Raw genomic sequence first — 21,993 nt, forward strand, 5'->3', positions numbered from 1 at the left:
TTCCGCGTCGTGACTCAGCCGCCCATCGTCGGTGACCAGCTCCAGCCCGCCACGGTCCCCCAGCTCATCACGGACCCGGTGACGGGCGAGTTGGTGTTCCCGGACGAGTACGCGCCGCGGTCGGTCAAGGCCGACGCGGAGTCGATCGCGGTCGCGCGGCAGGTCATTACCGACAAGGCCGCGCAGGTGGTGGCGGCGGCCGACGAGGCTGTGGAGGCGCGGGATCAGGCGGTCGCGGCCGCGGATCAGGCGACGGCACCGGCGGCGGCGATGGTCGCGGCGGCCGTTGCTGCTGAGGACATCCCGGCGAAGGTGGTCGCGGCGGTCGCTGCGGCGCCGACCGCCGCGCACGCAGCGGCGGAGGCGGTGAACTGGGCACTGGGGCAGGCGAACGTCCCACGCGGCGAGATCCGCCCGGACGACGTCTGGGGTGTCCGGTTCGGTGACGGCAGCTACTTCATCGAGGCCGACGAGGCCCGCGGCATCTACTCGCAGATCACCCACCAACCGGACTCGGTGCCGGTCGGTGCGGTGGCGTTCATGGTGGAGCTGCCCGACGAGCTCGGCATGGACTGGGCGCTGCTCACCCAGGACAACCCGGCGCGGATCATCGAGGCGCGGTGGCGCGATGGCCGCACCTACCCGGAGTCCGGCGGTGGGCCGGAGCCGGAGACCGACCTGGCGCCGCTGATCTTCGTGGGCGACTCCCTCACGGCCAACTGGGGGTCCGCGGCGGGGGCGGGCGCCTCGGCGGCGCTGGCCACCAGCCTGGGGCGGGCGTCGGTGAACATCGGCATCGGCGGCCAGACCAGTCCCCAGATCGCCGCCCGCCAGGGCGGGGTCCCCGCGCTGTGCACGGTGTCCGGTGGGGTGATCCCCGCGTCCGGCAGTGTGTCGGTGACGGCGTGGTCGACGAACCTCGCGCAGCTCACCAGCGCCGGGTCCCGGTCCTTCGTCGGCACTCTCGCCGGGGTCCCCGGGACGCTCACCGGCACCCGCGACTCGGGCGGCACCTACACCTACACGTTCACCCGCACTACGCCGGGGATCGCGGTGCCGTGCCCGGCCGGCACCCCGTTCCAGACCGGCTACCAGTGGCGCGACCGCGTCCCGATCGTGTGCGTGGGCCGGAACAACTTCAAGGCCGGCCAGGACGAGCCGGCCGTCATCGTCGGCCACGCTCGTTCGATCCTGGACTGGTCCCGCCGTGGCGCCGATGGCCTGGTCCTGTCCGTCCCGCCATGGGAGGGCGAGTCCGTCAGCGGCGAGTTCGCGTCAACCCGCGCCCGGCTGGACGCGCTGAACGCTGCGCTGCTGGCCGCGTTCCCCACCCGCTTCATCGACACCGCCGCCTATCTGCGGTCGGCGGCCGTCCTGCAGTCGCAGGGCATCACCCCAACCGCGACCGACCTGCAGAACATCACCGATGGCATCACCCCTGAGTCGTTCCGGTCGGACGCCGGCCACTACAACGCCGCGGCCTACGCCGCGATCAACGCCCTGCTGACGCAGGCTTTCACTGCGAGAGGACCGGTGGCCTGATGCCCGGCTTCGGAATCGTGATCCCCCGCACCGGCGGCAGCGGGCCCGTCCTGCCGTACGCGATCGGCAAGGCCGGCTACCTGCACCGCTGGGACCCGAACCTGTGGACCGAGAACGGCGACGTGCCCGACGTGCTGGAGGACCTCGGCAGCGCCGGCGTCGACATGGCCCCGAACGCAACGGCCGGCCTGACCGCCGCATCGGCCACTGGCATCGGCCGGCACCTCGCCTCGACCAGCACCAGCCGCTTCCTCACCCCGGCGGCCGTCCCGAACACTCCGGGCGTCTCGCTGGTCACGGTGGCCAAGACGGACCGGCTCGGCGCGGACTTCTTCCGCGCCCGGGGCCTGGCGATCCGCCGCGCCACGAACGGCCAATGGCAGGTCGCCGGCTCCGGCGGCAACGTCCTGGGCGCCAGCGTCGCCGGTTGGTGCTGCGTCATCGCCACCCGAGCCGCGGACGGCACCACCAGCCTGTACGTCAACGGCGTCGAGACCACCGGCACCATCACCACGCCGCAGGTCGAGGCCGTCGCCTTCCTGGGCTCGTCCAGCTCCGGCCCCAACGAGATCGACGCCGGGGTCGGCGTCGTCTACGGCGACGTCCTGACCGACGCCGAGGCCGCCGCCATCCGCGAGTCGCTGAAGCAGCGGTACCCCGCCCTGCCGTAGCGCTCACCGTCGTCGGGTCCGGCTACCCCTCGCGGCCGGACCCGGACGGCATCGGCACTTCTCCGGGTCGTCGGCCAGATGCAGCGCCTCCTCTGCCACGGCGTCGGCCTGCAGCGGCCGGTTGGCCGGGTCCTGGTTGAGCCGGTTCCGGGCCTCGCCGATCATCCCGGCCCAGCACACGCCGGTGTGCTCTGCGGGTCGGGTCCGGGCGTAGATGCCGCGGAGGCCGTCGCCGGCCTGCGGGTCTCCCGCGAAGTGCGTCACGCGGTCGAGTGTGCCTTGTGGTCCGACACCGTTCCCGTCCCACCGTGTCCCGGCCGGGCGTCGTCCTCTGACGGGTGACGCGGCCACCCGGCCGAGTGACCTGGGAGTGAGGGGCGCTGCTGTGAGGACTGCTCGGGCTGTGCTGGCCGCGGTGGCGGCGTTGACGATCGCTGGGGCGACGGTGGTATCCGCTGCGCCGGTGCCCAGGCCGGATCCGTGTGACAGCGTGCGGTCGACGCAGGCGGGGCCGGGGTCGTGGCTGGACTGCCGCCTGGACCGCTTGGAGGGGTTGGCGCCGCCGGCCGCGACGGTGACGAGCACCGTGACGGGCCCGGCAAGGACGGTCACGTCGACGGTGACGGCGCCCCCGAGGACCGTGACGTCCACGGTGACCGCTCCCACGGTGACGGTGACCGCGCAGCCGCCGACCAGCACCCCACCCACCAGCACCTCGACGAGTACGCCGCCGCCGGTCGCTGGGAAGTGGCGGGACGTCTACTTCGAGGGCTTCGACCGCGAGGCGCCGCTCGGTCAGGTCGGCCAGGTGTACGGCGGCGCGATGCGCGGGTACGCCGACGGCGCCCGCGACACCAGCAAGCGGGGCCTGTACGACCCGGACCGGGTCCTGTCGGTCAAGGGCGGTGTCCTGGACTGGTGGGTCCGCACCATCAACGGACAGCCCTTGGTCGCGACGCCGGTGCCGGCGGACTACCTGGGGCAGACGTACGGCCGGTACGAGGTGCGGTTCCGCGCCGACCCGGTGCCGGGGTTCAAGACGGCGTTCCTGCTGTGGCCGTCGGACACCGCGGCCGGACCGGGCGACTGGAACGACGGCGAGATCGACTTCCCCGAGGGCAACCTCAACGGCTCGATCTTCGGCTACTCCCACGACCGGCTCGGCGACATCGAGGACAACGCGTTCTGGGTCTCCACGGGCAAGGGGTACGGGGCGTGGCAGACCGCGGTCATCGAGTGGGAACCGAACCGGCTCGCGTTCTACCTGGACGGCCGGCTGCTCGGCGAGACCAGTGACCCGGCGGCGATCCCGATCGTCGACATGCGCCTGACGTTGCAGGTGGAGACGGGGACCGGTGGTGAGGCGATCCCGGCCTCGGCGCAGGGTCACGTCCAGGTCGACTCCGTCAGGATCCAGGCATACACCGGCTGAATGGGCGTCAGGGGGTCCGCCGATCCAGCTTCCAGCGCTGGTCCGGCCCAGTGAACTCGTGGCCGTGCGCGGCGCTCAGCCCGGCGCAGTGGGTGATGACGGCGGCGCTGAGCTCGTCGCCGTCGGGATAGGAGCGCGGCCACAGCTTGCTGGCCCGTTCCCAGATCTCTTCTTGGCGGTCGACTTCCCAGGAATCCACGATCCGTGCGGTCGGCCACGATCCGTGCTCGATCAGGCCGAGCCAGCGTTGCGGGCCCTTGCCGTCGATGAAGAACGGCAGCACGTAGAGGACAGCGCTGTCCCATTGAGTTGTGACCGGCATGGGGTCCGGTTCGGGCTGCTGCTTCTCGGTCTCGGTCATCGGTGGCCCCTTCGTCTCGGTTGGTGTGGTGGTCGGAGGGTACGAGCGGGCCACGGTCGATGTCCCCCGGTGATGGGTGCGTGGTTGGTGTGCTTGTTGTGTGAGTGTTGCCGCCGGACCCCTAGTCTATTACCGCGCCGCGCGGTATATTGGTGGCATGACGACCACCGTTGCCGCGCCGCCCGAGCAGGGCACGGAACCGCGACACCAACCACGCACCAAGCCCTGCCGGCTGTGCGGTCACGCATACGACCAGCACGACCACTACCGCGTCGGCCTCGACTGCTCCGCCGGTCACTGCTACTGCCCCCGCTATCGGCGCCCGGATCTCCTCGGCCGGGCGTTGGACTGGTTGGTGGAGCGGTCGACCGTGCCGGAGGCCGCGTACACGGATAGCCCGCTGGGTGTGATCCGGTGACCGGCCCGAGCGAGTTGACCGCTCAGGAGCGGGCGATGCGCGCGGTGACCTCATGCGCTGACCGCGGCCCCGCACCCGCCCCGGAGGGCATGTTGGTCGAGGAGCGTGAGCGGTCCCTGGCGAGCATCCGGCAGCGGGCGGAGCGGTGGCGCCGGATCGCGGGCACCGGGATGGCGACGATCGCGCAGGACGACGCGCTGTTCCTCCTGGCCGAGCTGGACGCCGTAACCGCCGAACGGGACGACGCGCGGCGCCTGTCGGTCGGGTACCGCACCGAGGCCCGCGCGAAGGCGGCCACGGTCAAGACGGTCGCCGCCAACCTGGACCGCATCCGGCGCGTCTACGACGCTGCGGTGACGTACATCGGATGGCGGTCGACGGACACACTGCACGCCCTCGAAGCCGCGGTGAACGTGGACGCTGCCCGCGCGTCGGTGCCCGTCACCGAGCCCGCCCCGGCGGCAGATGCCGTGGAGCGGGTCGCTCGGATCATCGCCCGCGAGAGCCTGGACGTGCACGGCGTTGACGAGGCCACGCAGCAGGCGATCAACGACCGCCGGTGGCCGAACTACGCGGACGTGGCGGCCACCATTGTCGCCGCACTGGACGACCCCGCCCCGGCGTCCGAGCCGATCGGGTACGTCGCGGTCGAGCGGCTCACCGGCTACGTGATGGTCCTCCCGACCGACGCCGACACCGCACCGATCCCGGCCGCGTTCAGCAGCTACTCGGCGGACCTGCTCGCCCGCCCGCGCCTGGACGTCCGGCCCGTCGTCTGCGCTCTGGTGCCCGTCACCGACCAGGAGGCCGACCGTGGGTGACCCGACGAACTTCGTGGAGGCGAACGCCCTGCTGGCCGCGCAGGCCGAGGACTACGACGAGGCCCGCCGGATCATCGGCGCGATGCTGCCGGGCGAGCGGAGCGAGCTGGCCCACGCGGCTCGCTACGTGGCCGCCCTCTGCCTGCGCGAGAACGACCGCGCCGGCTGGGCCGCGGCCAATCCGTCGATGGGGCACAACCCCGGCTTCACCGCCGTCATCGAGCCGTCCGACCCGATGACGTGGTCGGTGCCCGTCACCGAGCCCGAGCCGCCGGCCTGGTCGTTCGCCGAGCACCTACAGCGCCAGTCCGACTTCTCGCAGCGCACGTTCGGGCCGGGTCTGCGGACGGCTGGGCTCATCGACCACATCACCAAGGAGCTGGCCGAGCTGGCCGCCGAGCCCGAGGACATGTCGGAGCGGATCGATCTGGTCATCCTCGCGCTGGACGGCGCACTGCGACTGGCGCACTACCGCGGCGACCCGGTGACCGCGGTGATCGACGCCCTGGTCGCGAAGCAGGAGCGGAACGAGGCGCGGACCTGGCCGGATTGGCGCACGGCGCCCGAAGGCAAGGCGATCGAGCACGACCGGTCGGTGCCCGTCACCGAGCCCGCCCCGGTCATCACCCCGGGCGCGACGCCATGGTCGATCTGCTGCTGCTTCCACTGCGGACCGCCGTGGCGAAAGGACCCGCTGTGGGAGTCGGACAACCACCCGCGCGGTTCGTGGATGGCGCTGTGCCCGACGTGCGGCAGCAAGCGGTGTCGGGGTGCGTCCGACCATCGCACCGGCTGCGACGCGGTCGAGCAACAGGAAGAGGCCGCACTGCTCGATCTCACCAAGCCCGCCCCGGCGGCCGAGCCGATCGGGTGGGTCGTGGTCGACAGGGATCTAGACCTGGTCTACGGCAACATCTTCACCGACCTGGATCGTGCGCGCGATCACGCCGATGAACCCGGCTACCGCCTCTACACGCTGGTGCCCCTCACTGACCAGGAGGCCGACCGATGAGCGACCACGCCGTGACGTTCGATCACTCCGACTGCGAGCACGACGAGGGCGACTGCTCGCCGTACCCGACGTTCGTCTGCACCGCACCGGTGGACGCCGACTGCCGCACCACCTGCCAGCCTGCCAACCCCCGGGACTACTGCGACTGGTGGACCCGTTGCGAGACCTGCGACGGCTACGGCCACCCGCCGATCACCGGCCCGCACTGCACCGAGGGCCACCCGCTGGTCTCGGGCCAGTGCAACGCCGTCGAGTGGTTCATGTACGACGACTGGCAGGCAGCCAGCGACGAGGGCCACCCTACGCAGGTCTGGCCCGACGGCCCGATCGACATTGAGTACACCGGCGACTCCTACGCCTGGTCTTTCGCGGTGCCCGTCACCGACCAGGAGGCCGACCGATGAGCACGCAGACGCGCGTCCGCACGGCCCGCAAGCTGCACCGCTGCGACCGGTGGTGCGACGAGTGCACCCGATGGGTCGAGCCCGGCGACCGCTACGTCGAGCACACCGAGTTCCCCAGTGGGGATGCCGCGCTCGCCACGAACGGACGTCCGGTGCACCTGGCCGAGTGCCGGCCCTGCGCTGAGCACTCCGGCCGAGGCGACCTGTTCGTGCCCGTCACCGAAGGGACCGAGACCCATGCCCAGTGACGACCAGGCCGTCGACCCGCGCATCGACGCGGTGGCGGCGCTCCTGTGGCTCCGTGACTACGGCGACGACTCGTGGTGGCAGCTCATCGCGGGCGATGTCACCGTGGCCGAGCGCCTGCAGCCCGACGACGATCTCCGCCCCCGTTCGCCTGAGGAGTGGATGGAGCGCGAGGTCCACTACTACCGGCAGGGCGCCGCGTTCTTGCTGACCCGGGCTGACGCCGTCGACCCGTTGCGACAGCTCGTCACGGCCCCCACGGACGAGCAGGTCGAGCGGATCACCCGACGCATCCTCGGCCCCCGCCCGGCTCGCCCGACTCTCGGGCAGGCGTGGCGGCACGACGACGAGATGCCGGCCACGGTCCGCGCTGTCCTGGCTGCTGTGGCCGCCGAGACCAGCACCGGCGGTGACCAGTGACCTGGAAGCCGACCAACCTCCGAGAGCTCATCCCGCTGGACCCGACGTGGACGCTGGAGATCGCGATCCGTGAGGAGTGCGACCGACGCGGCCACCCGCCCCGCACCGTGAACCCGACGTGGGCCGAGCCCGGCCGGCCGATGGGGCCAGTCACGTTCTGCCGATGCGGCGCCCACCGACAGGTCGGCGTGCACACCACCGTCGGGCACCCGTGCCACCAGTGCTTCGTCGAGTGGCACGACCAGTGCAGCGGGCGGCCGCACCCGGCTGATCCCGGCGACCCAGACCGGGGGCGCCCGCCGATGCCGGCCGGTGTCTCCGGCTGCAACTGCGAGCACCATGCGCCGCCGATCGAACCGGCGCCGTGCGACCTCCCCACTATGACGCTGTTCGACCTGCCCGGGGGTGCGGCATGACCGAGACGCCCCGCGTCGTGCTCCCGGAGCCGGTGGAGTCGGTGATGCCGTGGCGTGGCCCGTGCGGGCTGTGTGGTGGCCCGGACGCCCGGCACCGGGTGCTCGACGCGATCCAGGCCGACGCCCGCTGGCCGGGGAGCCCGGAGTTCACCGCGGAGACCTACGACCTGCCCGTCGCCGTCGTGGAGTTCATCGCGGAGCACTGGCGGTCGGAGACCGAGACGTGGTCGGTGCCGGCTGGCGACCGGGCGGTGAAGCGTCGTCGGCGTCGTGAGACCGTGGGTCGCGTGAGCAAACGCCGCCGCGTGTACCTGTCGGAGAAGGACATCGCTGCCCGGGTCGGGTTGCAGGCCGGGACGGTGCGGAAGTACCACTCTGAGGGGCGGTTGCCGGAGCCTGCGGTGTCGATCGGTTTGGATGAGGCGACGCAGGTCGATGGGTGGACTGTGGAGCAGGTGGATGCGTGGCAGGCGGGACGCCCGGGGAAACCTGGCCGGCCACGGAAGAGCCCGGACGCGTGACGTTACGGGTTGGTCACGACGGGTAGGCAGGTTCGTGCGAGGCGCATTATCGTGCCGCCGTACCCGAACCGGACGAAAGGGCCACCGATGCGCCGATCGATCAGAGCGTTCGGCGTCGCCGTCGCCGTGCTGGTGACCGTCCTGACCGGCTGCTCCAGCAGTGACGACGCCGCGACCACGGTAACCGTGACCGCCGAGACGACCGGTGGCCCAGCGCCGCAGTCAGTGGATGCGTGCCGCACCTTCTCCAACGCTTCGGCCGGCGCGGATCCGGTGATCGAGATGTGGGCGAGCGACCCGATCGCCGAGACCGCCCCCACCGCGCACCTCAGTTGGGTGCTCATCAGGAACAACATGGACGAGATGCCCGCCGACTTCGCCTTGGATGCTGAGCCGGAGGTGTCGGCGCCGCTGCGGAAGTTCAAGGATGCCGCGGACGCCGAGCCGCTGCTGGTGAAGGACTACGAGGCGTGGATCCCATGGGTGTCGGACACCTATCGGGAGGCGAAGACGGCGTGCCAGGCGATCGGCATCGAGACGCTTCCGTCTGCCGATGTGGATCCGACGGCGTTGTCCTTGTCGGCGGAGGCTGCGATGTCGTCAGCGCAGGAAGGTCTTGAGCGGTGGGCCGCGGAGCAGGAAGCCGCTCGGGTGGCCGCTGAGCAGGAGGCGGCGCGGATCGCTGCAGAGCAGGCCGCGGCTGAGGCGGCCGCGGAGGCACAACGCCAGGCGGAAGCCGAAGCCGTTGCCGAGGCGCAGCGCCAGGCCGACGAGGAAGCAGCTGCGGCCGAGGAAGCAGAGCGCCGGTCACAGGAGGACGCCGGCAGCATCGGCCCCCAGATCGTCATGACGAGCCCGCGCGGGTATAGCTGCTATGACGACGACGTCTGTCGCTGGCCGGACGGGTCACAGGTGCCGAACTACCAGCGCTGCGGACTCGCGTGCGGTGAACCTCCCACGTCGGGTGATCTGCAGAGCCAGTACATGGAGGAGCAGGCCGGGCAGGAGTGGCAGGAACCGAACTACGGCGAGTGAACTGCCGTAGTTGATCATCGTCCGTCTGCTCTGCGTCTGCTGCGGTGGTGCACGCAACCCGCCCACCTGCACAGATGACAACAGATGAACGGCACGCCGGGGACGCCGTGAACCCCCTCTCACCTGCAGGAATGCGTGAGACCCGTCTGTAGGTCCGGATCGGCCGGCTGCCCGAGGACCGTCGGGTGCTCCGATGACCGGGTCCACACTCATCGGCGCCCTGGTCGGTGGCCTGGCCGCCGCCGGACTGCTGCTTTCCGCCCTGGCCACGCCGCCGGCCCGCCGGATCACGCTGGCCGATCGGATCGCCCCGGCCCTGCGGGAACGGGACCGGCCGTCGCAGCTGCTGTCCGGTCCGGACGGGCGCGGCGCGGGCGGCGTGCTCGCACCGCTGCTGCACCGGCTCTCACGGCTGGCCGACCGGCTGCTCGGCGGGCAGGCGTCAGTCCGGCGGCGACTCGCCGCCCTGGGTTCGCCGCTCACCGTGGAGCAGTTCCGCACCGAGCAGGTGCTCTGGGGCGCGGCCGGCTGCGCGATCGGCATCGGGCTCAGCCTGGTGGCCGTCGTGGTCGGGCAGAGCAGTCCCGTGGTGCTGCTGGTATTGCTCGGGGTGTGCGTCCTGGCCGGGGCGCTGGGCCGCGACTGGTGGCTCAGCCAGCGCGTCGCCCAGCAGGAGACGGAGGCGATCGCCGAGTTCCCGGTGATCGCCGAGATGCTGGCCCTGGCCGTGACCGCCGGCGAAGGTCCGCTGGGCGCGATCGACCGGGTGACTCGCCTGGCCCACGGTGAACTGGTGCGCCAGCTGGGCGCGATCGTGGCCGACACCCGATCCGGCGTCCCGCTCATCGTGGCCGTCACCGCGCTGCGCGACCGGACCCGGCTGGAACCGCTGGCCCGCTTCCTGGACGGGATGGCCGTGGCCATCGACCGCGGGACCCCGCTGGCCGACGTGCTGCGCGCACAGGCGGCCGACGTCCGGGCGCTCAGCAAGCGCCGGCTGCTGGAGAGCGGTGGCCGCAAGGAGATCGCGATGATGGTCCCGGTGGTGTTCCTCGTCCTGCCGATCACCATCGTCTTCGCCATGTTCCCGGGCCTCATCGCCATCACCACGGTGGCCGGATGACCGTCGACCGTCGCCGAGCCCGACCGCGCTCGGGCCACCCGCCCGATCCGCCCACGGGGCCACGTCCGGGCGGCGCGATCCGCGACCGCCCCGTCGCCGCCGACCCCACGGCCGCACCTCACGTCGCCGCCATCGCCTGCTCGCCCGCCGCCGCCCGGCCCGACCCGTCCGGGTCGGACCCGAACCACCCTGGAGCGTGTCGCTGTGCTGTCCCGCCTGTTCCGTCCCGGCCTGCTGCTGCTGAGTGCCGTGGCCGGCCTGATCGCCATGATCTCCGTGTCGTCGTCCCGCCACGGCGAGTCCCCCACCGAGGACGACCGCGACCGCGGCGACGTCCCGGGCTGGGTGATGATCACCGTCATGACGGCGATCGTGGTGATCGCCCTGCTCGCCGTGTTCCGCGAGCAGGTGCTCACCGCCGTCCAGAACGCGTTCAGCTCGGTCACCGGCAGCGGCGGCTGACCTCGTCGGACGGACGGGCCGACCGCCCGTCCGACGCCGGCTCGTCGATCGCCGAGTTCGCGATGGTGCTGGTGCTGCTGGTCATGCTGTTCCTGGCGCTGGTCTCGGTCGCGCTGTGGGGCTACAGCCGCACGGTGCTGACCTCGGCCGCGGCCGACGCCGCTCGCTGGGCGGCCAACGCCGACGTGCCCGACGAGGCCGCCACCCGGCGGGCCGGAGAGCTGCTCGGCGACGGTGTCATCGGGTCGACCCGGCCAGGTCTGGTCTGCTCGACCGCGGCGGCCGGACTGGTCGTCGCCGTCACCTGCACCATGCCGGCCCCCGGCGTGGTGACGCTGCTCGACGGTGTGCTGCCGGACATCACCGTGACCGGACACGCAGCGCGCGAGGGCCTCTCGTGAGGCGGGTCCGGATCGGGGCCCGGCCCGGGCACCGACGCCCACCCGAGCAGGCCCGGGGCACCGGCCCGACCGTCGACGGGCGGGACGACCGGGACGCCGGCCGGGCCGTCATCGAGGTGGTGGTGCTCGCCGTCCTGGTGCTGCTGCCGGTGGCGTACCTGCTGCTGGCGGTGCTGCGCATCCAGGCCGCGTCGTTCGCGGTCGGCCAGGCGGCGCGGGACGCCGCCCGGCTGCTGGACGCGGCCCCGACCGTCCAGGTCGGCCTGGACCGGGCTCGGGAGGTCGCCGCGCTGGCCCTGTCGGACCAGCGGGTGCAGCCGCGCGACCTGCAGCTGCGGTTCGTCGCGCCAGGTGGCGACTGCGCGACCGGTCAGCAGGTCAGCCCGACCCTGGCGCCGGGCGAGGTGCTCGACGTGTGCGTCATCGCGGTCATCGACGTGCCCGGCATCCCGTCCGTGCTCAGCGGCGACCGCAACACGGTGACCGGCGTGTTCACCCTGCACGTCGGCGAGTTCCGCGCCGCCCCGGTCACCTGAGCCGGCGACCGCGGCCCGACCTGGCGCGCCGCAGCGGCCGGACGGCCGGCGCGGGACACTCGGTGAGCCGGATGGTCCGGAACCCGACGGCCCCCGACGAGCACCACCGGCGGGGAGGTCGACATGAGCAACGAGCGGGCCGCGTCCACGGTCCGGGCCGGCGGACCGCGGCGCGTGCAACTGCATCGGACCCGTGGGTGGCGGAAGCCGCCCGGCGTGGTCGTGGTGGCGAGACCCTCGCGATGGGGGAACCCGTTCCGCCTGTCGGGGCCGGACCGGGTGGTGGACACGCTCGGCGATGAACCGGTGGTCATCACCTGCTCGCGCGGCGCGTCCCGCGCTACAGCGGTGGCGATGTTCCGCGCGGCGCTACGGGACGGCGAGCTGCCGTTCGACGGCGCCACGGTGGTGGCCGAGCTGTCCGGGCACGACCTGGCCTGCTGGTGTCCGCTCCTGGACGCCGACGGCGCGCCGGTGCCCTGTCACGCGGACGTCCTGCTCGAGGTGGCCAACGCCGGCCGACCACGCTGACCGCCCGGACCCTCCCCACGATCCCGGGCCCGCCGGGTCAACCCGCCGCGGGCCGGAGTCGCTCGGCCAACCCGGTGGCCCGCTGTGCGCGCCGCTGCACGGCAGCCCGGACGGTCGCTTCGTCGCCGATCACCCGCACGGCGTCGCGGGTACGGGTCAGCGCGGTGTACAGCAGTTCCCGGGTCAGCAACGGCGACTCGGGCGGCGGCAGGATCAGCGCCACACGCTGGTACTGGCTGCCCTGACTGCGGTGCACGGTGAGCGCGTGCATGGTCTGCACATGCGTCAGCCGGCTGGGCGCGAACCCGATCGCCGCCACACCGGCGTCGCCCGCCGGGCCCGCAGCGTGATCGGCAGCGTGATCGGCAGCGGGATCGGCACTGCCACCGGTGGTGAACACCGCCCGCAGCGATCCGTCGGCCAGCCGCACCACCACACCGGTCTCGCCGTTGAACAGCTTGAGGCTGTAGTCGTTCTCGGTCACCAGCAGCGGTCGACCGGGATACCAGGGTGTGCCCGGACCGGCGGCGGTCCGCGCTCCCCCACTGCCGGCGGGGACCAGGTCGGTGGCCAGCCAGCGCTCGATGATGCGGCTCCACCCGGTGACGCCGAACGGACCGCTGCGGTGGGCGCACAGCACCCGGTGGTCGTTCAGCCGTTCCAGCGCGGTGGGCACGTCGCCGGCCGTCGCGGCCTCGCGGACCGCGCGGGCGGCCCGGACCACGTCGCCGCGGAGCACGGGGTCGGCCGCGGCCGCCCGGCGGGTGGGGTCCTCGAGCTCCAGGAAGCTCACCTCGGGTCCGCCGCCGCGCAGGATGGCCAGGGTGCTGTCGGCATCGCCGGTCCGGACGGCGGTGGCCAGCTGGGCGACCGCCCCGCCGAAGCGCCAGGTCCGGGTGAGCAGCACCACCCCACGCGCCGCGGCGACCGGTGCCGCGGGCTGCGAAGTCTCGGGAGTCGGTGGCGCGGCGGTCTGTGGCGCGGCGGTCTGTGGCGCGGCAGTCGGTGGCGCGGCAGTCTGTGGCGCGGCAGTCGGAGCCGGGCGGGCGGACCCGGATGCCGACGACGGGTCGGACAGTCCGGCGACCAGGTCGGGCAACACCGATCCGGCCTCGACCGAGGCCAGCTGGTCGGGATCACCGACCAGCACCAGCCGGGTGCGCGGGGACAGCGCCTCGACCAGCCGGGCGGTCAGGGTCAGCGACACCATGGACGTCTCGTCCACCACCACCACGTCGAACGGCAGCGGATTGCTCCGGTCGTGCCGGAACCGGGTCGAGCCGGGCCGCCAACCGAGCAGGCGGTGCAGCGTCGACGCCGGCAGGGCCCGGAGCATCGCGCGTTCGGCGTCGGTGAACCCGATGTCGGGCGTGGCCGCCACCTCGCCCACCGCTTCCTGCAACCGCGTCGCGGCCTTGCCGGTCGGCGCGGCCAAGGCGATCCGCGGCGGCGGGCCCGGCTGGTCGGCCAGCACGGCCAGCAGCCGGCCGATGGTGGTCGTCTTGCCGGTGCCCGGCCCACCACCGAGCACCGTGGTCCACCGGGTGGTGGCGGACCGGGCGGCGGCGCGGGCCTCGGGCACGTCGGGGGCGAACAACCGGTCGATGGCGGCGTCCAACCGTGCGGCGTCCACGACCGGTGGCGCCGCGCCCTCGCGGCGCAGCAGGTCGGCCGCGACCTGCTGTTCCTCGCGCCAGTACCGCTCGAGGTAGAGCAGGGTGCCGTCCAGCCAGAGCGGTCGCCCCGACCCGACCAGCGGGCTGGCCCGCAGCGCCGCCGGCCACTCGTCGGCGGCCGGCCACGCCAACTGCGGCGCCACCTCGCCGGGCGAGCGCAGATCCAGGCACACCGAGCCGAGCCGGACCCCGCGGACGGCGAGGGCGGCGGCGAGCAGCACCCGTTCGTCGGTCTCGCCGCCCAGCCGCCCCAGCCGGTCGGCCACGTGCACGTCCGCCGCGGTCAGCACACCGGCGAGGTTGGCCTCGCGCAGCACACCGGTGGCGTTCCGCGCGATGGCCACGTCCCAGGGGTCGGTCGGGTCCCGCTCGTCATCCCCGGCCACGATCGCGGCGACGACCGCGGCGGCGGCCGGGACCGGCGCCACACCGGGCATGCCGACCGGCCCCCCGCGTCCGCCGCCGACCGGACCGATCGGGGTGACCGGGACATGCCCCATCCCGCTGCGCAGCTCGGCGGTCACCACAAACCCGCCGCATCCGCACCCCGGGCGTCACCGGAGGACTGCTGGCCGGCCGGTTCCGGCGACCCCGTCACCGCCGACCCGCCGGACGGCGGTCCGGTCGCGGCGCCGTCCAACGCGTCGGACAGTTCGACGACCATCGCCGACGGCGGCCGCCAGCCGAACACCCCGTGCGGGGTGCCGTCGGCGCGGGGCGTGTCCGGACCGCACATGCCGCGGACGAACAGGTACAGCACCCCTCCGAGGTGCTGCTCCGGCCGATACCCGGGCTGCCGCCACCGCAGGAACCGGTGCAGCGCCACCGAGTAGATCAGTGCCTGCAGCGGATAGTCGGAGTGCAGCATCGCCGCCGTCATCGCCTCCGGCCGGTAGTGCCACGCCGAGAGACGCGGCGCGGTCGGCGATCCCGTGTCCGCGTCCGGATCACTGAGCCAGTTGGTCTTGTAGTCGGCCACGACGTACCGCGGACCGGGCAGCCGGACGACCAGGTCGAGACTCCCGGTCAGGAAGCCGCGCATCGGTTGCGCACCCAGCGCCGGATCGGCGAGCCGGTCGGCGTACCCGGCGAGCGGATCGTCGGCGGCCAGGTGCCGGCGCACGATCGGCGCCAGATCGCCGACCACCACCGGCCCGCGTGGGCGGTCCCCACCCGCCAGCGGCATCTCGAAGTCCAGTTCGCACAACCGGTCCCGGCCGCCGATGTCCGCCAGCCGGCGGTCGTCGGCCAGCGGCCCCAGCGGGGTCAGCAACGTGGGCAGCAACGCCTCGGCCAGCGCGTCCGGGTGCACGCCCACCGGTCGGCGGGCGACCGCCGTGGCACTCACCTCGCGCAGCCGTGGCAGCAGGTCGCCGTCGGTCGGATCGATCTCCTCGAACACGGCGTGCACGACGGTGCCGAACGCGGCGCCCATCGGCAGGTCCGCCATCGGCGAGGGCAGGTCCGCCCCGGGACGATCGGATCCGGAGCCGCGGGCACGTCCATCGCCGGTCCCGGTGCCGGTGAACGGATCCTCGGAACCGGGCGGCGCGAACGCTCCCAGGTCCTCGTCGTCCCGTTCGCCCCGCTCCGGTTCGCTGCCCACGGACCCCGGCCCGGCTCCCGCCGCGACACCGTCGCTCCCACCGGCGGTCTCGACCGCCCCCGCGCCGGTTCCGGCATCGGCGGCCGCCGCGGCCAGCGAGCTGTACGAGCTGCGCCGCCAGGCCAGGTCCAGTCGGCGGTGGAAGGGACGCGCGGTCAGCGAACCCACCGGGGCCGCCGGCGGCGGCGTCTCGACCGGGACGACGTCCCCGACGGTCTCCAGGGCGAACGCGCCGGCCTCGGCCCAGCGCCGCAGGCGCCCACCGGCGTCCTCGTCGTGCGGAACCGGCACCTGGTCGGGGACCACACCGCTGTCCGGCAGGTCCCGACGGTCCGGGTCCCGGCCGAACAGCACCCGGTGCAGACTCGCGCACCGCGCGTTGGTGGCCGGCGCCCACCACAGCACCAGCTGGGACTGGGCCCGGGTGGCGCCGACGTAGAACAGGCGGAGGCTCTCCCCCGCCTCCTCGACGGCCATCCGGTCGGCCCGCCCGGTCCAGCCGTCGGTGTTCGGGCCGCCGACGTCGAGCACCCGGTGACCGGCGTCGTCGTGCAGCCGGAGCACCGACAGCTTCTCCCGGTCGGGCACGTAGCGGTCGAAGGCGAACGGCAGGTACACCACCGGATACTGCAGGCCCTTGCTGGCGTGCAGGGTGATGACCTGCACGGCGGCGGCGTCGCTGTCCAGCCGCCGGGTGCGCTCACCGGAGGTGTCGGTGGCGGCCTCGTCCCGCCGGCGGCGCAACCACTCCAGCAGGGCGACCAGGCCGAGCCCGTCCTGCACCGCCGCGGCGTGCAGGTTCTGGGCGATGTGCCGCAGGTCGGTGAGCAGCCGCTCGCCGTTCTCCCGGCCGAGCAGCCGGCGGGCCAGGTGCTGCTCGACGACGGCCGCCTCGAGCACCGCGGCCACCCCCCGCTCGGCCAGCACCGCGGCCCAGCCCCGGACCCAGCTGCCGAGCCGGTCGGTGAGCTCGTCCCCGCCGGTGTCCAGGTCGGCTGCGGACCGGCCGAAGAACGCCGTCAGCGCCGCCGCGTGCACCCGGCCGGCGCGGTGCGGCTGCTCCATCGCCTCGAGCAGGGTGAGCCAGTCGTCGCAGGCCACCGTGGCGTAGACGCTCCCGGCGGCGGCGACCACGGCCGGGATGCCGGCGCCGTCCAGCGACTGCTGCACCAGCCGGGCCAGGTCGTGCTTGTGCACCAGCACGGCCACGTCACCGGCAACCAGCGGGCGTCCGTCGAAGGTGGCCCCGGAGGCCAGCAACCGGCCCACGTCCGCGGCCAGGTCGGCCGCGATCCGGGGACGCACCTGGTCCATCCGCAGCGCGCCGGACCGGCGGTCCGAGGTGTCGCGTTCCAGCCGCCGCAGCCGCACCGGTGCCGGGCTGGGGCTGCCGGCCAGCCGGCTGCCCGCGCGGGCGGCCCGGACGGGCCGGACCCGGATCTCGGGATCGCCCAGCGCCGCGCCGCCCAGCAGCACCTGCAGCGCGTCGACCAGCGGGGCGTCGCTGCGGTGGTTCTCGGCCAGCGTCGCCCGCCGGGACGCGGTGCGCGCGGCCGCCAGGTAGGTGGTGACGTCGCCGCCGCGGAAGGCGTAGATGGCCTGCTTCGGGTCACCGATGAGCACCACCGTGGCATGGCCGGAGAACGCCCGGTCCAGCACCAGCCACTGGACCGGGTCGGTGTCCTGGAACTCGTCGACCAGTACCACGGACCAGCGGGCGCGCATCCGGTCCCGGGCCGGGGCGTCGGCGGCGGCGAGCGCGTCGGCGACCCGGCTGAGCAGGTCGTCGAAGCCGACCACCCCCGCCGCCCGCTTGCGCCGGTCGAGCTCCTCGCGGACCACGGTTGCGAAGCGCACCCGCCGCGCGGCCACGGTCCCGGACGCCGCCGTCACCGGCTCGATCCGGGCGTGCGGGTCGGCGACGGCCGCACGCGCCAGCGCCAGCGCCTCGGAGCGGGAGAACTCGGGACGACCGGCCGTGCGCGCGCCGTAGGCCCGCACGTAGAGGTCATCGACCACTTGGACCACCAGGTCGTCCAGGTCCTCGACCAGTTCCACGGCCGGATCCGAGTCGCCCGCGGCGCCCAGGCCGGTCAGCACCTGCTGGCAGAACTGATGGGTGGTCGCGATCGTCGCCGCGTCGAAGTCGGCCAGGGCCGCGGCGAGGCGGCGCCGGCGCACCGCCACCTCCGCGTCGGGGACGTCGGCCAGCGCGGCCACGACCACGTCGGTGCCGGCCCGTGCGGCGGCCGGGTCGGCCAGCGCCTGTTCGGCGCCGACCAGATGGGCGCGCACCCGCTCGCGCAGTTCCTGGCTGGCCGCCCGCCCGAACGTGACCACCAGCAGCTGGTCCAGGGGCACCCCGCGTTCGGCGACGAACCGGGTCACCAGCGCCCCGACGGTGTGGGTCTTGCCCGTGCCCGCGCTGGCCTCCAGCACCGTGGTGCCGACCGGCAGCGGGCCGGTGAGCGAGAACGGTTCCGGCGTCGGAGCCCGGTCCTCGACGGCCGGGGCGCCGTCGGTGGTCCCGGGGCGCGTCGGTGCGGCGGTCACAGCGGCACGATCCGTTCGTGGGCCAGCAGCGGCGCCCAGAGCCGCAGGGCCAGCTCACCGAACCGGGTGCGCTCCCCGGCCCAGTGCTCGTCGGGCGCCGGCTCGGGGGCGGTCACCGTCTCGAACAGCGCGCCCGCCCCCCACACCACCACGTGGGCGGCGTCGGACTGCTCGCCGGGGAACTTGTCGTCGTTCCACTGGCCGGCCGCCTGCACCGAGCAGCTGAGCTCGTCCTCGGAGCGGCGCCGCGCGTCGGCGTACGCCTCGGACGCCTTGAACGGCAACGGCAGCGGCTCACGCCGGGCACGATCGGCGAGATCGGCCAGGGCGGTGAGGGTCTCGACGGCTGCGTCGGCTCCCACGGGGTCCAGCACGGCCTGCCGGGCTCCGCCCCGCCCACGCCCCACGGTCACCGCCGTCCATCCCCGGTCGGGGTGCGCGGCGGACAGCGCCAGCAGATCGATCCAGCTCCGCATCCGGTGCTTGCCGGAGAGCCGGCCGAACTCGACGCCGACGAGCCGGTCGCCCCACACCCGGTCGACCACGCCGCGCAGTTCCCGCCCGTCGGCGAGCGCCACGACCAAGTCCTGCCGATCGGCCGTGCCGGTCCGCAGCGGGGCGGTCCGGTCGACCAGGATGTCGACCTCGTCGAGGATCTCGGTCAGCACACGGTTGCCCAGCGGCCCGACCGGCAGTTCACCGCGGCGCCACTCCAACTGGCGGCACGTCTCCTCGTCGACACCCCGCAGACGCTGGCGCAGCAGTCGATCGCCGATGGCCCACCGCTGCAGGCCGGTCAGCTCGACGCTGAGCTCGTCGGCCGCCTCGGTCTCGTCGGCGCGGACCGCGACGTCCAGCCGCTGCCGCAGGAATCCGCGGACGGGGTGCAGGAGCAGATCGCGCAGCGGCTGGAGTTCCACCACCGGCGCCGGCCGCGCGGGCAGCGGTGACGACACGAACGGCGCCGCGGACCGCCGGGGTCTCTGGCCGGCGCGGGCGGCGGCCAGTGCACTGGTGTCCGCACTGAACGGCCCGGTGACGCCCAGCGCTCCCTCCGTGAAGTTGCGGGCGTCGTACGGCTGCAACGGATGTCGGACGAGGATCTGGTCGCGGACCGGCCGGCCGTCGGTGGTCTCCCCGGTGAGGTCGAGCGCGTCCAGGATCTCGCCGAGCGGCACGGCCGGCGGTCGCCGCGCCCCGGTGCGCTCGTCCGCCCCGGTGTAGGTGATCACCAAGTGCTGTTCCGCCGCCAGCACCGCGTCCAGCAGCAGTTGACGGTCCTCACCGCGGATGTCCCGTTCGCCGGTCACCTGGTCCCGGGCCAGCACGTCGTCGCCGTCCACCCCGGGGCTGCGCGGGAACGATCCGTCGTCCAGCCCGACCAGGCACACCACTCGGTGCGGTACGGACCGCATCGGCAGCATGGTGCACACGGTCAGGGTGCCGGTGCGGAAGTTGGCCCGGGTCGGTCGTCCGCGGAGCCGCCGGTCCAGCAGCGACCGCAGATCGGCCGTGCCCAGTTCGAGGTGATCGGCCAGCGGGCCGGCCTGCTCGCCGGTCTCACCCAGCTCGCGGAGCAGTTCGGTCTGTTGCCACAGGTCCTCGGCGGGCACCGCGGCCAGGCTCAGCACTCCGTCGCGCAGCGCCGTCACCCACCCCGACAGCGGCTGCCGGCCGTCCAGGGCGGCCACCACCGCCGAGACCCGGGCGACGAACTCGGCGAGCCGTCCGGCGAGGGCGACGTCGGCGCTGCCGATGTCGTCCAGCGGCAGCGCCAGGCCGAGCCAGTTCTGGTCCTGCTCAGCCATCGTCGCGCCGAGCAGGATGCGGTCCAGTCCGGCCGCCCAGGTGTTCTGCCCGAAGGCGTCCAGTCCGTAGGTGGCCCGGTGCCCGGCGTCCAGACCCCAGCGCACCCCCGCCCGGGTCACCCAGGTGGAAAGTTGTTCCAGGTCGTCGTCGTCGAGCCGGAAGCGCCGGCGCACCGCGGGCAGCCCGGCCAGGTCGAGCAGTTGGGAGGCGCCGGCGCGGGACCCCGCCAGGTCGAGCAGCCGGGCGGCCACCCCGAGCAACGGGTTGGTCTGCCGCAGCGCCCGGTCGGCCAGCCGGACCCGGAGCCGGTGGGCCGGGTGTCCCTCACCGGTGACGTCGGCCAGGCCGAACGCCGCCGACACCAACGGGGCATAGGTCTCGATGTCCGGACACAGCACCACGACGTCCCGTGGTTCCAGGGTCGGGTCGTCGGCGAGCAGGCCGACCAGGACCTCACGCAGCACCTCGATCTGCCGGGCCGGCCCATGGCAGGCGTGCACCTGCACACTGCGGTCGTCCGCGGCGACCGGGCCGGGCCGGGCCGGTCGGTGGTCGTCCTGGACGTCGCGCTGCAGCCGGCCGAGCAGGGTGGACGGCCGTGCGGGCGCCCCCACGTGCCGGTCGACGGACGGGAACGCCGACAGCGTCAGCTGCAGCTCCCGGGCGTCCCGGCCCAGTGACGTCAGCAACGGGTGCTCCCCGCACAGCGCGGAGTCGTCCTCGGACCGCCGGCGGGGTCCGGTCGGACCCGAGGCGGCCACCCGGTCCCACAACCGTGCGGACGGATGGGTGACCCACAGGTGCACGTCACGGACCTCGGCCAGGGCGGCCAGCACCTCGGCCTGCGCCCGGGGCAGCCGGGTGACGCCGAACACGGACACCCGCGCCGGCAGGTCGAGATCGGATGGGTCACTGCGCAACCGGGCGAGGCGTTCGGCGCGGCGGAGCACCGGGTCGGTCACCCCGTCGGCCGCCATCCGGGCGCACCACCGCCGCCACAGCTCGGGCTGCCAGACCAGATCGGCCGGGACGACGCCGCCCAGGCCGTTCCCGTCGGCGCCGGAGGACCAGTCCTGCAGCATGGCCGGCCGGTAGGCCGCGTACTCGTCGAACAGCCCGGCCAGACGGCGTGCCACCGCGTACCTCCGGCCGCGGCGTTCCCGGGCCACGGCCGGCGGGAGCGCACCGTCGGCGCTGGCACCCAGGTGTTCGGCCAGGGTCCGGCCCCACGCCGGCGGCGCCCCGCCGCCGACCGCGACGTCTTGGACCGCGACGTCTTGGACCGCGGTGTCCCGGACCGCTGCGCCACCGGCGGCGACGGTCCGTCCGGCAGCCAGCACGTCCCGGTCGATGAGATCCAGCAACGGCCACACCGATCGGTCCGGTACCCACGGGTCGTCGTCCGCAGCGGACCCGCCGCCGACCGTCGCGTCGACGCCCAGCGCGGTGGCCACCAACTGTCGCGGCGACGGGAACTCGACGGCGGCACAGATGCCGTCCCGGTCCGGCCCGGCCCCGAGCTGCGTCGAGAGTCGTTGCGTCAGCCAGCGTTCGACGCCCCGAGTGGGGACCGCCACGATCTCACCGGCGAACGGATCAGCCGGCGGGACGGCGAGGACCTCGGCCAGCCCGTCGGCCAACAGGTCGGACCGCTCAGCGCGATGCACGAACAGCGGCATCCGCGCCTCCTCCCCACCGGGCCGCACCGGCCTGACGCGGTGGGCAGGGACACGGTAAGGCAGCGCACCGACAGGACCCTCCGAGCGGCGCGCGCCGTCCGGGCCTCCGGACCCGGGAACACATCAGGCCCTGACCGGTCTCCCGGTCAGGGCCTGATCACCAAGTGGTAGCGGGGACAGGATTCGAACCTGTGACCTCTGGGTTATGAGCCCAGCGAGCTACCGAGCTGCTCCACCCCGCGTCGTTGTGGTGACACCACTGTAACAAGCTCCGGCGCCGCATCCAAATCGCGCCCGATCCGCGGGCGGCGGTCCCGG

Annotated in this window: 21 protein-coding genes and 1 tRNA gene; 16 read left to right on the forward strand and 6 right to left on the reverse strand. The window is 73.8% G+C overall.

What is annotated here, in order from left to right; all coding sequences use genetic code 11:
• Nucleotides 1-9: 9 nt before the first annotated feature.
• Together JL106_RS08300 and JL106_RS08305 are read left to right on the forward strand one after the other, a co-directional pair.
• Nucleotides 10-1,542 carry an SGNH/GDSL hydrolase family protein gene (locus JL106_RS08300; RefSeq protein ID WP_205260234.1) on the forward strand — a complete coding sequence of 511 codons (1,533 nt, stop codon included), beginning with the start codon at nt 10-12 and terminating at the stop codon, nt 1,540-1,542.
• The gene (locus JL106_RS08305) at nt 1,542-2,213 is read left to right on the forward strand and encodes a hypothetical protein (RefSeq protein WP_205260235.1); all 672 of its coding nucleotides are present in this window, start codon (nt 1,542-1,544) and stop codon (nt 2,211-2,213) included. Before JL106_RS08300 ends, JL106_RS08305 begins: the two co-directional genes overlap by 1 nt.
• A 3-nt stretch (nt 2,214-2,216) precedes the next feature.
• Here the strand turns inward: JL106_RS08305 and JL106_RS08310 are convergent, their stop codons facing one another.
• Nucleotides 2,217-2,477 (reverse strand): hypothetical protein, encoded by a 261-nt coding sequence (locus JL106_RS08310; RefSeq protein ID WP_205260236.1) that lies wholly within the window; start codon nt 2,475-2,477, stop codon nt 2,217-2,219.
• A 388-nt stretch (nt 2,478-2,865) separates the two neighbouring features.
• Here JL106_RS08310 and JL106_RS08315 point away from each other — a divergent pair, with 388 nt between their 5' ends.
• Nucleotides 2,866-3,645 (forward strand): glycoside hydrolase family 16 protein, encoded by a 780-nt coding sequence (locus JL106_RS08315; RefSeq protein ID WP_205260237.1) that lies wholly within the window; start codon nt 2,866-2,868, stop codon nt 3,643-3,645.
• Between the two features lie 7 nt (nt 3,646-3,652).
• Here the strand turns inward: JL106_RS08315 and JL106_RS08320 are convergent, their stop codons facing one another.
• Nucleotides 3,653-4,006, reverse strand: a complete 354-nt coding sequence (locus JL106_RS08320) for a hypothetical protein (RefSeq protein WP_205260238.1) — start codon at nt 4,004-4,006, stop codon at nt 3,653-3,655.
• Between the two features lie 157 nt (nt 4,007-4,163).
• On the opposite strand from JL106_RS08320, the gene JL106_RS08325 reads away from it, so the two are divergent.
• The 13 genes from JL106_RS08325 (at nt 4,164) to JL106_RS08385 (ending at nt 12,352) form a co-directional block, all read left to right on the forward strand.
• Nucleotides 4,164-4,424 carry a hypothetical protein gene (locus JL106_RS08325; RefSeq protein WP_205260239.1) on the forward strand — a complete coding sequence of 87 codons (261 nt, stop codon included), beginning with the start codon at nt 4,164-4,166 and terminating at the stop codon, nt 4,422-4,424.
• The gene (locus tag JL106_RS08330; RefSeq protein ID WP_205260240.1) at nt 4,421-5,245 is read left to right on the forward strand and encodes a hypothetical protein; all 825 of its coding nucleotides are present in this window, start codon (nt 4,421-4,423) and stop codon (nt 5,243-5,245) included. The genes JL106_RS08325 and JL106_RS08330 overlap by 4 nt, the downstream gene beginning before the upstream one ends.
• Complete coding sequence (locus JL106_RS08335; protein WP_205260241.1) at nt 5,238-6,257, forward strand: dATP/dGTP pyrophosphohydrolase domain-containing protein; 1,020 nt, start codon at nt 5,238-5,240, stop codon at nt 6,255-6,257. The genes JL106_RS08330 and JL106_RS08335 overlap by 8 nt, the downstream gene beginning before the upstream one ends.
• Nucleotides 6,254-6,661 carry a hypothetical protein gene (locus tag JL106_RS08340; protein ID WP_205260242.1) on the forward strand — a complete coding sequence of 136 codons (408 nt, stop codon included), beginning with the start codon at nt 6,254-6,256 and terminating at the stop codon, nt 6,659-6,661. The genes JL106_RS08335 and JL106_RS08340 overlap by 4 nt, the downstream gene beginning before the upstream one ends.
• Entirely contained in the window at nt 6,658-6,909 is a 252-nt protein-coding gene (locus JL106_RS08345) for a hypothetical protein (protein WP_205260243.1), read from the forward strand. The genes JL106_RS08340 and JL106_RS08345 overlap by 4 nt, the downstream gene beginning before the upstream one ends.
• The gene (locus JL106_RS08350; protein WP_205260244.1) at nt 6,899-7,327 is read left to right on the forward strand and encodes a hypothetical protein; all 429 of its coding nucleotides are present in this window, start codon (nt 6,899-6,901) and stop codon (nt 7,325-7,327) included. The genes JL106_RS08345 and JL106_RS08350 overlap by 11 nt, the downstream gene beginning before the upstream one ends.
• Nucleotides 7,328-7,841: 514 nt before the next feature.
• A complete protein-coding gene (locus JL106_RS08355) occupies nt 7,842-8,264 on the forward strand; it encodes a helix-turn-helix transcriptional regulator (protein ID WP_205260245.1) in 423 nt (140 codons plus the stop codon).
• 87 nt (nt 8,265-8,351) lie between these two features.
• On the forward strand, nt 8,352-9,299 hold the full coding sequence (locus JL106_RS08360; protein ID WP_205260246.1) for a hypothetical protein: 948 nt from the start codon (nt 8,352-8,354) through the stop codon (nt 9,297-9,299).
• Nucleotides 9,300-9,492: 193 nt separating this feature from the next.
• Nucleotides 9,493-10,422, forward strand: a complete 930-nt coding sequence (locus JL106_RS08365) for a type II secretion system F family protein (RefSeq protein ID WP_205260247.1) — start codon at nt 9,493-9,495, stop codon at nt 10,420-10,422.
• Between the two features lie 204 nt (nt 10,423-10,626).
• Nucleotides 10,627-10,884 (forward strand): hypothetical protein, encoded by a 258-nt coding sequence (locus JL106_RS08370; protein WP_268928089.1) that lies wholly within the window; start codon nt 10,627-10,629, stop codon nt 10,882-10,884.
• 47 nt (nt 10,885-10,931) lie between these two features.
• Nucleotides 10,932-11,285, forward strand: a complete 354-nt coding sequence (locus JL106_RS08375; protein ID WP_328841893.1) for a TadE/TadG family type IV pilus assembly protein — start codon at nt 10,932-10,934, stop codon at nt 11,283-11,285.
• Complete coding sequence (locus JL106_RS08380) at nt 11,282-11,821, forward strand: hypothetical protein (protein WP_205260249.1); 540 nt, start codon at nt 11,282-11,284, stop codon at nt 11,819-11,821. The genes JL106_RS08375 and JL106_RS08380 overlap by 4 nt, the downstream gene beginning before the upstream one ends.
• Nucleotides 11,822-11,944: 123 nt before the next feature.
• On the forward strand, nt 11,945-12,352 hold the full coding sequence (locus JL106_RS08385; RefSeq protein ID WP_205260250.1) for a DUF4326 domain-containing protein: 408 nt from the start codon (nt 11,945-11,947) through the stop codon (nt 12,350-12,352).
• 37 nt (nt 12,353-12,389) lie between these two features.
• Here JL106_RS08385 and recD read toward each other — a convergent pair whose 3' ends face one another.
• The 4 genes from recD to JL106_RS08405 form a co-directional block, all read right to left on the reverse strand.
• A complete protein-coding gene (recD, locus tag JL106_RS08390; protein ID WP_205260251.1) occupies nt 12,390-14,555 on the reverse strand; it encodes an exodeoxyribonuclease V subunit alpha in 2,166 nt (721 codons plus the stop codon).
• A complete protein-coding gene (locus JL106_RS08395; RefSeq protein WP_205260252.1) occupies nt 14,549-18,187 on the reverse strand; it encodes a UvrD-helicase domain-containing protein in 3,639 nt (1,212 codons plus the stop codon). Before JL106_RS08395 ends, recD begins: the two co-directional genes overlap by 7 nt.
• Complete coding sequence (gene recC, locus JL106_RS08400; protein WP_205260253.1) at nt 18,184-21,675, reverse strand: exodeoxyribonuclease V subunit gamma; 3,492 nt, start codon at nt 21,673-21,675, stop codon at nt 18,184-18,186. The genes JL106_RS08395 and recC overlap by 4 nt, the downstream gene beginning before the upstream one ends.
• A 165-nt stretch (nt 21,676-21,840) precedes the next feature.
• Nucleotides 21,841-21,917, reverse strand: a tRNA-Met gene (locus tag JL106_RS08405).
• Nucleotides 21,918-21,993: the final 76 nt, after the last annotated feature.

This window comes from Nakamurella leprariae, assembly GCF_016918035.1.
Taxonomy (GTDB): Bacteria; Actinomycetota; Actinomycetes; order Mycobacteriales; family Nakamurellaceae; genus Nakamurella; species Nakamurella leprariae.

Bases quoted from the DNA above. Each gene is read 5' to 3' on its own strand.
- JL106_RS08320 (WP_205260238.1), bottom strand. From the start codon at position 4,006: ATGACCGAGACCGAGAAGCAGCAGCCCGAACCGGACCCCATGCCGGTC.
- JL106_RS08340 (WP_205260242.1), top strand. From the start codon at position 6,254: ATGAGCGACCACGCCGTGACGTTCGATCACTCCGACTGCGAGCACGAC.
- JL106_RS08325 (WP_205260239.1), top strand. From the start codon at position 4,164: ATGACGACCACCGTTGCCGCGCCGCCCGAGCAGGGCACGGAACCGCGA.
- JL106_RS08305 (WP_205260235.1), top strand. From the start codon at position 1,542: ATGCCCGGCTTCGGAATCGTGATCCCCCGCACCGGCGGCAGCGGGCCC.
- JL106_RS08345 (WP_205260243.1), top strand. From the start codon at position 6,658: ATGAGCACGCAGACGCGCGTCCGCACGGCCCGCAAGCTGCACCGCTGC.
- JL106_RS08385 (WP_205260250.1), top strand. From the start codon at position 11,945: ATGAGCAACGAGCGGGCCGCGTCCACGGTCCGGGCCGGCGGACCGCGG.
- recC (WP_205260253.1), bottom strand. From the start codon at position 21,675: ATGCCGCTGTTCGTGCATCGCGCTGAGCGGTCCGACCTGTTGGCCGAC.
- JL106_RS08350 (WP_205260244.1), top strand. From the start codon at position 6,899: ATGCCCAGTGACGACCAGGCCGTCGACCCGCGCATCGACGCGGTGGCG.
- JL106_RS08365 (WP_205260247.1), top strand. From the start codon at position 9,493: ATGACCGGGTCCACACTCATCGGCGCCCTGGTCGGTGGCCTGGCCGCC.
- JL106_RS08360 (WP_205260246.1), top strand. From the start codon at position 8,352: ATGCGCCGATCGATCAGAGCGTTCGGCGTCGCCGTCGCCGTGCTGGTG.